The organism is Aerococcus sp. UMB7834 (genome assembly GCF_030215145.1).
GTDB lineage: Bacteria > Bacillota > Bacilli > Lactobacillales > Aerococcaceae > Aerococcus.
The window spans coordinates 1-12346 of the sequence record NZ_JASOLI010000016.1 but is presented as its reverse complement, the minus strand read 5'-3'; the positions used below and the strand labels follow the sequence as shown (position 1 = coordinate 12346).

Here is a 12346-nt window from a genome sequence, read left to right as displayed (position 1 = left end):
GGCAACTTTCGTGTCACTTCACAAGTCTCCGCCACAGTCTTTCAGACTGTTCTGGTGACTTGCTCCAGTGAACGAAAATTAACCGCCAGCGCTCACCCCCTTCTAGTCGGGTTCGCAAGAGCAGACTTGAAGTGATTTCACCCAATCGGAACGATCGGCTAAAGCCGCTCTTTTCCGTTTGGGCTCCAATCATTCAAGTCTAAGCGCTCTTGCTCGCACCCTTCTTTATTCCAATCCCAAATATTGTCCGAAAGTGAGGGCGATGAAGGCGAGGAGGAGCATGATGCCGGCAACAGTTTTGAGTCGGGCTTGTTCCATGGCGGTCATGCCTTTTTCAGACCGGCCCTTGACCATGATGTAGATATTGATGCCGATACAGGCCAGGGCAAAGAAGCTGCCCACAAGGTTTTTACTCATTGTTTTCTTCCTTTCTTGAGGGGATGTAGGACTTGTTTTCAGCTGAGGCGAAGTCCTCGTCTAATTGTTGGTCGGAGAGTGGCCGGTACTTGATCTTAATGGAGCTGACCAAGTTTTTCTTGGCCGCCTTGTCCTGCCCGTGGACCCGCCAACTGACCTGGCGGATGCCGGAGCTTTGGCTATCGATGAGGAATTCGACGCTATGGATGGCATCGTTCTGATAGCTGCTGGCCCCGCGTTGGTTGATGATTTCCGTCAGTTGCGGATTCTTCCCCTCATAGCGGATAATTTGCGTGGGGCCGAGCTTGCGTAATTGGGCGTCGCCATTAATTTTGTGGAGAATCTCCAGCATATTCTCATAGGGAAAACGGTGGACCCGCTCTTCCAGGGCCTGGGAGGAAGGGCTCAGCTGCCAATCAGACTGGTCGTCCAGCTGGCTCTCTTGGAAAACGGTTTGTTTGGGATTGCTGATGATCTGGAGGATGCGGTCCCCGTCTTCTCCCTTGTTAATTAATTTGCCCTCTGTTCCCCGCTCCTGGCTGTAGGTCGCCATACTCATCTGGTTAAAGATTTCCTTGTCGCCCAGCTTCTGGTCAAAGTCAGTGCTGGTTTGATAAGTCGTCATCTTTTCCGCCGCTTGGTCAATCTGAGCCAAGAAGTCATCACTCGACTGAGATTGGCAGGCTGCCAAGAAGAGACAGAGGCCAGCGAGGCCGAGGTAGTGGATGAATTTTTTCACAGTGATCTTCCTTTTTGGACTATTTTACTCCTCTTATTCTATAGGAAAGTCGCCCACAATGAAAGCTTTGCCGATCGCCAAGTGGAACGGATGCTCACCAACACAATTAGTAAAAAACCAAAAAAATACCCCAAGCTATCTCCTGACAAGATAACTTGGGGTAGGAAAGGGCCTCTAAGCATTTAAATCAATTTATTTTTTGGACCGGCTGGGTGTTTTCGCAATGGTGAATAAGAAACCGATACCGGCTAGGGCTAGGCCCAGGCCTAGGCTGGCGCTTTGGCTAGACAATTGTGGGAGGCCTTCTTGGTGGGCAGGGTCTGCTTTAGCCTTGCATGGTGTTTTCTGGTCTTTCTGGCTGCTGCTAGTTGCAGGTTTAACTTTCATTTGAACGGTTGTTTGACCAGCTGGGCGGGTATTCTGCGCCTTGCTAGTTTGATTTCCAGCACTAGCTTGGTCGTTTTGGCTTGGCTGGGCCGCTGGGGCTTGGTCACTTTGACCGGCTGTTCCTTCTTCCGGTGTACTTTCTAAGCCAGTGTTTTGACTGGTGCTTGGTGTTTGGCCCGTTGAAGTCGGGGTCGACGTGCCAGTCTGTCCTGGCTTGGTGCTAGGATTAGTAGAGACGCCGGTGCCAGTGTTTTCGCTGCCAGATTGGTTTGGCTCTGTGATTACTTTTGGCGTTTTTAAGCGGTAGTCGGCAATGCTTCCGGAGACTTCGTAGGCTGCCAGTAAGTGGGCGTGGCCATCTTGGGACTGGTCAGCGGGGACGAAATAGAGGCCTTCTGGGGACACATCTTGGAAGCTTGGGTCATAGATGTAGTCGACGAAGTTTGGCTGGTAGGGATCGCTGACGTCATAGACCATGATGCCGCCTGAACGTTCCAGGGCGATGAAGGCATAGGGTTTGCCGTTCAGATAGCCCACAACAGCCGTTTCAGGTTCAGCCCCCTTGTTGTCGCTTCGGGAATCTGGATCCGGCAGTCTTTGCCCCTTTTCTACTTCGATTTCGCTGTTGAAGAGGTCAGGATTGATGGCCTGGATGAGCTGTTCGAAGTCGTTGCCGCTGTCATAGATTAATTCTAGGTCAGAGGCGCGGACAATGGAGAAGGACCGTCCCCCGAAAGCAACCAGGGCATTGTGGGTGTCTCCTGTCTTGAAGGGGTGGGCGGTCGTGACGCGGAGGCGGCCTAACTGGTCATCATCGAAGAGTCCTTGGGCCACGGCTTGGTCAAGCTCTTCTTGGGTATATCCTTGGTAATAGGAGGCGTCGAGGTCGATGAGGCCAGCCTTGGCTAGGTCTTTCACCCGGACTTCTTCGGAATAGCCGCTGTAGTCTTGGGAATCCCCTTCGTTCGGTAGGGCCAGGTAAGTCTCACCGTCTACTTCGAAGAGGGCGATGGCATCCGGTTGGTGGAGGGCTAGGACAGGCACTTTGCGGGATTCGTGCTTGTCATCACGGTCGGAAGGATCCATGTAATCCGCTTCGAGGGAGTGGTCCTTGTAACCAAGGGACTTAACCAGGTCAAATTTCCGTTCAGGGATATTGAACTTGGCGATGGCATTCACTTCCTGCAAGCTGACATAGGCGTATTGGTCATCCTTGTCGATTACCAGATATTCTGGTTCCATATTGCGGGCAAAATGGCTGGCATCTGGACCGAGTTGGCGGAGGTCTTCTGGCATGTCCGCTTCAGTTAAGTCGATCGTCGTCACTTGGTCTTGGCTAATGGTGGAGAAGTCTGCTGGAATTTCGATAACAGAAATGCCCCCAGCTGGGTTAACGGTGTAGTCGTCGTTGGGTTCCCCTTCATTGGCTACAAGCACCAGGTCGCCTTTGTGGGTAAATTGCAGGTTATCAGGCAGGGCACCGACTTGGACATGGTTGATGTAGTTCCCATCAGCGGTGAAGAAGGCGACATTGCCTGGGTCGGTCTTATCGAGGGCTGGCGCAGCTACCGCAAAGATTTGCCCGCTTGGATGGAGGGCAATGCTGGTTAGGTCGGAGGCAGTTAAGCCCAACTCCTTAAGCAGGATACGACGTTGGAGGGGCATGTCACCCGTTTGGCTAGCATCGATAATGTCGATGGCCTTTTCATAACCGTTAATGGAGTAGATCGTTTCTTGGCTTGGGTTGTAGACCACGATTTCGGTCCCACCCTCGTCAAAAGGCGCCCCACTTTCATAGCGACCAACTTCTTCAACCTTGAAATCCTCGCTATCCAGACTGTGAACCTGACGCGCGGGGTCATCGGTCTTGGTTAATGCAGCATAGTCAGCCTGGGTGATTGGGATGATTCGGTCTTGGGGGAGTGGGTCGGCATATTGCTTCAAGAGCTCTTGGCCGCCTTTTTCGATATGGGCCATCACGACCTGGTCTAGGGAAGGCCCCTCTTCTCGAGCGCCACTTAGCATGTCATAGCCGTCCCCACCTTGGGCCAGGAAGTCATTGGTGGCCATGTAGTAAGTCTGGCTGGTGTCCTTAGGTATCAGGGCATAGTCGCCGGTCTGAGGGTTACGCAGGTAGACGCCCAGAACGCGCTTGTGGTGGTCTTCAGCTGTTGGGTCGAAGTAGACCTTGATATCTGATGACACCTGTAAGAAGCCGCCCAGGGCATTGAGGGCAGGCAGGCCGGAGTCTTCATCGATAGGGTCTACCCGGTTGCCTTCTGCCTCACTACCGAAACCTTCTGTGGTTGGCGCTGAGTAGGCCAGGTTGAACATATCGTAAATTTGTTGGCCACTGACTTCGATTTGGGATTGGATGTTACCGAAAGGCAGGACAGCGATGACATCGCCTTCCGTGATGGGCTCATCCTTAGCGATTTCTTCGCGGATCCCTCCGCCATTGATCATAGCGAAGTCGGTCGGATTGTTGAAGCCCCCTTCTCGGCCGTAAGCCACCATGGCGTCCGTGATGAGGTTGCCCAGGTTGGTCTCGTGCGAGCGGACATAGTTGCGGCGGCCGTTGAGGAAGACGGGGTTGTTGTCCACCAATTGTCGTGAAGTTTCATTATCGTAGTTGGCTCGGGCTTGGTCAATCAGAGCTTCGATTTGTGGGTCGGTCTTGCCATCTAAGCTCTGGCGAACTTCTTCAGCAGAAACCAAGCGTCCCTTGGCTGAGCCAGGTTTTGTCGGATCGAATTGGATGACCCCAATATTGTTGAGGGCGGTCCCGGTTTGGGCATAGTAGACATTGCCGTAAGTTTTGCCCCCGGGGACAGCGGTATGGGAATGGCCGTCGATCAGAATGATTTGGTAGGGGTCAAAACGTTCTAAGGCATCTAAGGCCTCAGCCAAGCGGTCACCTCGCCATTTGGGACGGGTGGCAGGGTCGATCCCCAGGTGGGCGAGAACCACATAGGCATCTTCCTGGACGCTCTCGTCGTCTAAGAGGCGGTTGAGTTCCTTGATGGTCGACTCAATCGGTGGCGCGAAGGTCATACCTTCCACGTTCTTAGGGTGGGTCTTATAGGCCGTTTCTGGTGTCGTTACCCCTACCACACCCAGGTTAAAGTTATTGGTGTGGACGTTGACAGAGGGGTTGAAGACGGGTTGGCCATCTTTTTCCACATTGGCAGAGAGAACTGGGAAGCCGAGGACATCCTCGTAGGACCGGGCAATCTCTTCGCCAAAGTCGAACTCGTGGTTGCCCACGGTCATGGCATCGTAGCCTGCTTCCTTCATAGCTTGGGCCATGGTATGTCCCTTATCGTGGTTGGATAGGGGCAGACCTTGGAAGGCATCCCCAGCGTCAAAAACAGCGTCCGCTTGGATTTGGTCGAAGTAGGCGGAAGCTTGGGCCATACCGGTGACTTTTTGATTGTCAGCAGACCCTTCTGCTTCCAGGCGTCCGTGCATGTCATTGGTGTGGGCGATGGTGATCAATTGGGTATTGGTAGCCGGTTGGTTGGGACTTGGCTCCTTGGCGCTAGGAGCTGGCTGGTCCGTCTCGGTAGAGGCTGGGCTCTCTGCTTCCGTACCGAGCTGGGCTTCTCCTGTCGTCGCACCGCTGTCACTGGTCTCTGGATTAGACGGGGCCACTTCGCCTGTCGAATCAACGGGGTCGGCGGTTACTTCTTGGGCCTTAACATCCTGGCTGGCCAAGCTAAAGCTGGTTAAAGCGAATAGGGTGGTCAGTAGGACGCGAGGGCTTTTTTCTTTGATGGCTGGGCGTTTCATAGAATCCTCCTTAGTTTGATATTAAGTTCATCCTATCAAAGGATTGTAAAAAGTCGGTATGCTTTATGTAAAACTTAGGTAAATCCTTGTTAATTGCGTTTTAAACAGCTATAGTAAAATTCGCCAGATTATATAGGAAATCATTGGCAAACGATTGGATATCATTCGAAATCGGGTTCGTAAGAGTAGAAAAGCTTCTGTCGAAAACAGCACAGGTTTTCTTTCGAGATATTCTGAATTAATGCTACCCTTCTATTCCCAATCATTGAAATATAGAAACTTTTATAGTTCTAGCGATACTGTAAATTAAACAATTGGATTAACTTAGTTTAACAGTGTCTTTATGAGCAGGAGTGGAGTTTTGAATTTGATCCTTAGCCATGTATAAGCAAGGGAAGCGAATTACGGGGCGTAGGCGTAAGCCGTACGGACCGTTTGAGATTCGCTAGGCGAGAGATCTTGGCTCGAGCCGGTGCCATGGCTCTTTAAGGATCAAATTCAAAAACGGAACGGATGCTCACTAGCATCATTAATGACAGATATCGTATGCGTTAGCTGATTCAGAACTAACCGATTTTAATTTCACGATCAGTGTCTAGGATTTATTTAAGCTTGGGAAAAGCGCTTGCTTAAATGCTTCAATTATATGAAAATAGACATAGCATATTATTTTTAAGGAGGAAGATCATGCGTCAACGTGGATTTGAAGTGATTCAAGACTATGCCGAAGCTGGCATTAACTTGCCCCAGCGTGCCACCAAGCAGGCAGCGGGTTATGATATTGAGGCTGGGGAGACGGTAACCATCCCTTCTTTTTGGCAGGGGGCGGTTCGTTATGTCCTTGCCAAGTGGACTGAATTTAAGGGTAAGGATTGGGGCGAGCTCAAGGAAGAGATTATGAAGCCGACCTTGGTGCCAACCGGGCTCAAGGCCTATATGGGGGCGGATGAATACCTCCAGCTGACTTGTCGGTCCAGCAACCCCCTCAAGCGCTATCTGACCCTGCCGAATGGAATTGGTATTATTGACAGTGACTACTATAATAATGCGGGCAATGAGGGTCATATCTATGTGCAATTGTTAAACTTTGGCTTGAAGGATGTGACGGTTAAGAAGGGGGAACGGATTGCCCAAGGGATCTTCCTCCCCTTCTTGAAGGTCGACCAGGACCAGGGAGACCAGGCGTCTGACCGCCAAGGGGGCTTCGGGAGTTCTGGCCAGTAAGTTGTGAGAGTAAGGAAAGGAGCGTCATAAATGGCGAAGAAGGATAGGGTTTTATACACCTGCCAGGCTTGTGGCTATGAGTCGCCCCAGTGGTACGGGCGCTGTCCCCAGTGCGGAGCTTGGAACCAGATGGAAGAAGAGCGGATTGGCGGCGAAACCATCCGCCATCCCGAAGACCGCCGTGCCTACCAGCGTGCCGACCACAAGGCCCAGCGTATCAATGAAGTCAAGGGCGAGGAAGAGGCCCGGACCCAGACGGACCTGGTAGAATTAAACCGGGTACTTGGGGGCGGGGTTGTGGCCGGGTCGCTGGTTCTGATTGGGGGCGATCCTGGGATTGGTAAGTCCACCCTCCTACTCCAGGTGGCCACCCAATTGGACAAAAAAGCCGGTCCCGTGCTTTATGTTTCCGGGGAAGAGAGCGTCCAGCAGATCAAGATGCGTGCCGACCGTCTAGGCTTTGAGGCGGCGGACTTCTATGTTTTCGCTGAGACGGATATGTCCATGGTCGAAGCGGCCATTGCGGACATCAAGCCGGCCTTTGTCATTATCGACTCCATCCAAACCATGATCCAGCCGGAATCGAACGGGATGGCGGGCAGCGTCTCCCAGGTCCGGGAAACGACCCAGCGCTTGATGACCCTGGCTAAGACCAGCCAAACCGCTATCTTCATTGTGGGCCATGTGACTAAACAGGGGAATATAGCTGGGCCGCGGATCCTGGAACATATGGTGGATACGGTCCTCTATCTGGAAGGGGAGAAGTATAATTCCTTCCGCATCCTGCGCGCGGTCAAGAACCGTTTTGGGTCCACTAATGAGATCGGTGTCTTCGACATGCAGGAAGATGGCCTACACGAAGTTGCCAATCCCAGCCAAATGTTCCTAGAAGAGCGGCTGATGGGGGCTAATGGATCGGCGGTTGTGGCTTCCCTGGAAGGGACCCGAACCCTCTTAACTGAGATCCAGGCCCTGCTTACACCAACTGCCTTCGGGAATGCCCGGCGGACAGCCAGCGGTCTCGATTATTCCCGGGTCACCCTGATCATGGCTGTCCTCGAGAAGCGGGCCGGCCTCATGTTGCAGAACCAGGATGCTTATCTGAAGTCAACCGGCGGAGTCCGCTTGGATGAACCAGCCATTGACCTAGCCATCGCTGTCGCCATTGCTTCTTCCTATTGGGAGAAGGAGACCCAGCCGACTGATTGCTTTATTGGTGAGATTGGCTTGACGGGCGAGATTCGCCGGGTGAGCCGGGTGACTGACCGGATTGCGGAAGCAGAGAACATGGGCTTTAAGCGGATCTTTATCCCTTATGGCAACGACGATGCCAAGCTCCACCATGGCAAGATTGAAGTTGTCGCGGCGAAAACCCTGCGAAATGTTCTTAATTTGGTTTTTCCACGCGACTAGTGGCCCAAAAATGGAATTAGTGATAAAATACAAAGAGGTCTTTAGCAAGAAAATAAGTTCTCCTTATCATAAGGCGTTAATTTTTCTGGATAGACGGAAGAACTGACTGGCAAGCTAGGGCCTCTACATTACATTAAAGGAGGTGACGACATGGAACAGAATAAATGGAATACAGCGGTGACGGCTTTATTTTTAATTCTAGGGGCAGGAACAGGCTACTATTCCCTACCTAAGTTTTGGCAATTATTTAATTTTCAATCGTCTTTATTGAATCAACCCATCGTCAATATGCTTTTAGGCGCCCTTATTTTTTTCCTTGTCATTGTCTTATTACGCCCGGTTTATGACCGGTTTTTGGAGCGTTTGCGCATAGAGATCGAGAAGCTTTCCCTATCAAATATTCTTCTCTATACCCTAGGCATTGTGGCAGGTCTCACAGTGGCTTGGCTAGTGAGTTTGCCGATTTCAGCCTTGAATTGGCCGGTGATCTCTAACATCCTACCGATCTTACTTTCGGTCCTTTTTGCCTATATTGGCTTTATGACCATTCGCTTGAAGGGGGGCGACATCAAGGCCTTCTTCTCCAACATGACCCTGACCCGGCGCGAGGTGGTAGAAGGGACTAGCCAGGAGGAGGAGAAGTCTCAGCCAAGCCCAGAAGAGGAGGCCGACCAGGAAGAATTGGCCCTCTTGGAACCCAAGGACTTTACGATTTCCTTCAAGCCTTATAAGATCTTAGATACCAGCGTGATTATCGATGGCCGGATCCTAGATATTTTGAAGACAGGCTTTATCGAAGGTGTAGTCGTGGTGCCTAACTTCGTGCTCAAGGAACTCCAGTACATTGCGGATTCAGCAGCTAGCGAGAAAAGAGTGCGCGGCCGCCGGGGCTTAGACGTCCTCAATGAAATGCAGGCCTTGGACGAGATTACGGTGGAATTCTATACTGGAGACTTCGAAGAGGAAGAGGAAGTGGACTTGAAACTGATCCTTCTAACCAAGAAATTAGATGGGGTCCTGGTCACCAATGACTACAACCTGAATAAAGTCAGCCAGTTCCACCAAATCAAGGTGCTCAACATCAATGAATTAGCCAATGCTATGAAGACCGTTGTCGTGCCCGGCGACCACTTGTCCGTTCGCATCCTCAAAGCAGGAACCGAGCGACAACAAGGCGTCGGCTACCTTAACGACGGCACCATGATTGTGGTCGAAGAAGGCAAGAAACACATGGACGAACACCTGGACGTCGAAGTCACCAGCGCCATTCAAACTAACGCTGGTAAGATGATCTTTGCAAAAATTGTTGAATAAGGGTGTGAGAGCTGGCGGTTAACTTTCGTTCACTGGAGCAAGTCACCAGAATAGTCTGAAAGACTGTGGCGGAGACTTGTGAAGTGACACGAAAGTTGCTAGACCGAACCCGACTACACAGGGTGTGAGAGGATGTGGGAGAAAGGGACCTCTGGAGTAAAAGGACAGAGAAGGCTGAAAGCCTTCGACGTCCTTTTGCGAAGAGGAGCCCTTTCTGCATCCTCGAACCCGACTAGAAGAGGGTGTGAGCAAAGGCGGTTAGAAAGGGATGACTGGAGGCAAAAGGAATAAGAGCGGCTCTCAGCCGATCGTTTCCTTTTGTTGAAGTCACTCCCTTTCTGCCTTTGCGAACCCGACTAGAAGAGGGTGTGAGACTTGGCGGTTAGACTTGGATGATTGGAGCAAGTCAGAATAAGAGCGAAGCATTCGCTCGCTTCTGACTTGTGAAATCACTCCAAGCCTGCCAAGTCGAACCCGACTACAGGGTGTGAGGGCTGGTGCTCAATCCACCATCACCCCCCTGGAGTGTGGATCAGCAGCAATCAACCTTCAATCAAAGATTAGGAGTGTGGGTTGGAGACGAGCAATCCACAATCAGGAGGCCTGAATGTGGGTTAATAAAGCGACTCCAAGTAAATATGCAACAATCAAAATATAATATAATGAAAACAAGCTAGCGAGACCTTGGCTAGCTTGTTTTCATTATGGTGAGTGGGGGTCAGCTTGTCTAGCAGAGAGTCAACTTGATAATGGAGCTTTTGTTCGCAAGTTGCCGTCATCCTACTTGCTAATGGAGGCCTAGTTGGCAAGTTGCTACCGTTCTACTTGCTAACAGGAGGTCCGATCGCAAGTTACCGCTATCTTACTTGCCAATGGAGGCTTTGTTAGCAAGTTGGGAAGACCCAAGCTAGCTTGTCTAGCTGCTGGCCGAGTTTTAAATGGAGTTAAGCTTTGACCATAGCAGAGACTCGACTTTCAAATGAAGTTAGCGTTCGAGACTAGCAGGGATCCAACTTTTAAATAGAGCTGAGCTTTGAAAGTTGCCGCTCCCCAACTTGCCCTTTCTAAGTTGGTAACCAGAAAAAGAATTTTTTACGAGCCGGTCAGGTAGAGACTGCCTATTTTTTCCTTATGATTGCCCAGCAAGCTGGATTTTCTGCGGGGAATCTGCTCAAGAAATTGTTCTAAGCTAGGGATTGCGTTATAATGGATAAGGAAAAATGTTCCTTCGTTCGGAAGGGCATTGGATTAAGAAAATATTTTAATGAGGAGAGAAGTTTGAATGGCAGATAAAGTTAGAGTACGCTATGCACCGAGTCCAACTGGGCACTTACATATCGGGAATGCGCGTACCGCATTGTTCAACTACCTATACGCACGTCACGAAGGTGGCGACTTCATTATTCGGATTGAAGATACGGATAAGAAACGGAATATTGAAGATGGGGAAAGCAGCCAGTTAGACAACCTGACTTGGTTAGGGATTGACTGGGATGAAGGTCCAGATAAACCCGGGGAATACGGTCCTTACCGCCAATCTGAACGGGATGAGATCTACCACAAATACTTGAACCAATTGCTTGAACAAGGCGATGCTTACTATGCCTTCGATACAGCCGAAGAATTAGAGGCCGAACGGGAAGCCCAACGTGCTAATGGGGAAATGCCTCATTATACTGGCACTTGGCGCGACCGCAGTCAGGAAGAAATCGACCAAGCGCGCGCTGAAGGCCGTCCTGAAACCATCCGCTTCCGCATTCCTGAAGGCCAAACCTACCGCTTCGATGATATGGTCAAGGGTGAGGTCAAGTTCGAATCCAAGGACATCAGTGGCGACTTCGTTATCTTGAAGAATGACGGGTCACCAACATACAACTTCGCGGTGGTTGTCGACGACCACTTGATGGCTATCACCCACGTTTTGCGCGGGGACGACCACGTGGCCAATACACCTAAACAATTGATGATCTATGATGCCCTGGGCTGGCAAGCGCCTAAGTACGGCCACATGAGCCTGATCACCAATGCAGAAACCGGGAAAAAATTATCCAAGCGTGATGAATCGATCCTGCAGTTTATCGAACAATACCGCGACTTGGGCTACCTTCCTGAAGCTATGTTTAACTTCATTACCCTGCTCGGTTGGTCACCAGTCGGGGAAGACGAAATCTTCTCCAAGGAAGAATTTATCGAAATGTTCGACCCAGACCGCTTGAGCAAGTCACCAGCAGCCTTCGACAACAAGAAGCTGGAATGGATCAACAACCGCTACATGAAGGAAAAAGATGCGGAAGCCATCGCAGACCTGGCCATCCCTCACCTTCAAAAAGCCGGTCGGATCTCTGATAATCCAAGCCAAGAAGAGATGGAATGGACTAAGAAATTGATTTCCCTCTACCAGGATGAAATGTCCTATGCAGCTGAAATCGTTCCGCTCTCAGATATGTTCTTCCACGAAGACTTAGAAATTGCGGAAGATGCCAAGGAAGTTCTCGAAGCAGAAACCGCACCCGTCGTGATCCAAGCCTTCCGCGATAAGGTGGATGACATTGAACCCTTCACGGAGGAAAACATTATGGCGGCGATTAAAGCTGTCCAAAAAGAAACCGGCATTAAGGGCAAGAACCTCTACATGGCGCTGCGGGTTGCAACATCTGGTGAACAACACGGCCCTTCAATTGGCTTAACTATCGAAGTCTTAGGTAAGGACAAGGTAAAACACCACCTGGACCAAGTGCTCGCTAAATTCTAAAATAAAAACAAGTCAAAAAGCGGCTCCTTTCATTGTCTGAAGGGAACCGCTTTTTTTGAGTTGGATGGTGCTAGTGAGCATCTGTTGCGCTGTTGAATTTGCTTCTTGGCTACCGATTGTCACTTTCTATTTGCGTTTGAAGTTGCTGCATGCAAATAGCCGTTTTCTATTTGCAGAGAGACCAGTCAAAGGCAAATTGGCGCCTGCAAGTCTGGCATCCTCTCACACCCTTGTAGTCGGGTTCGCAAGAGCAGACTTGAAGTGACTTCACCCAATCGAAACGATCGGCTAAAGCCGCTCTTTTTCGT

7 protein-coding genes are annotated in these 12346 nt (G+C 50.6%); 4 read left to right on the top strand and 3 right to left on the bottom strand.

The window, feature by feature from the left end; genetic code table 11:
• Positions 1–225: 225 nt before the first annotated feature.
• From QP339_RS09540 to QP339_RS09530, 3 genes are all read right to left on the bottom strand, one after another.
• A complete protein-coding gene (locus tag QP339_RS09540; RefSeq protein WP_070618800.1) occupies positions 226–417 on the bottom strand; it encodes a hypothetical protein in 192 nt (63 codons plus the stop codon).
• Entirely contained in the window at positions 410–1156 is a 747-nt protein-coding gene (locus tag QP339_RS09535; RefSeq protein WP_284911315.1) for a hypothetical protein, read from the bottom strand. The genes QP339_RS09540 and QP339_RS09535 overlap by 8 nt, the downstream gene beginning before the upstream one ends.
• A gap of 192 nt (positions 1157–1348) precedes the next feature.
• Entirely contained in the window at positions 1349–5335 is a 3987-nt protein-coding gene (locus QP339_RS09530; RefSeq protein ID WP_284911314.1) for a choice-of-anchor I family protein, read from the bottom strand.
• Between the two features lie 687 nt (positions 5336–6022).
• Here QP339_RS09530 and QP339_RS09525 point away from each other — a divergent pair.
• The 4 genes from QP339_RS09525 (at position 6023) to gltX (ending at position 12038) form a co-directional block, all read left to right on the top strand.
• Positions 6023–6559: a dCTP deaminase/dUTPase family protein gene (locus QP339_RS09525; RefSeq protein ID WP_284911313.1), complete on the top strand. Its 537-nt coding sequence runs from the start codon at positions 6023–6025 to the stop codon at positions 6557–6559.
• Between the two features lie 30 nt (positions 6560–6589).
• On the top strand, positions 6590–7972 hold the full coding sequence (gene radA, locus QP339_RS09520; RefSeq protein WP_284911312.1) for a DNA repair protein RadA: 1383 nt from the start codon (positions 6590–6592) through the stop codon (positions 7970–7972).
• Positions 7973–8122: 150 nt separating this feature from the next.
• Entirely contained in the window at positions 8123–9286 is a 1164-nt protein-coding gene (locus tag QP339_RS09515) for a PIN/TRAM domain-containing protein (protein WP_284911311.1), read from the top strand.
• 1282 nt (positions 9287–10568) lie between these two features.
• Positions 10569–12038, top strand: coding sequence for a glutamate--tRNA ligase (gltX, locus tag QP339_RS09510; RefSeq protein ID WP_284911310.1), 1470 nt, complete (start codon positions 10569–10571; stop codon positions 12036–12038).
• The last annotated feature ends 308 nt before the right edge of the window (positions 12039–12346 follow it).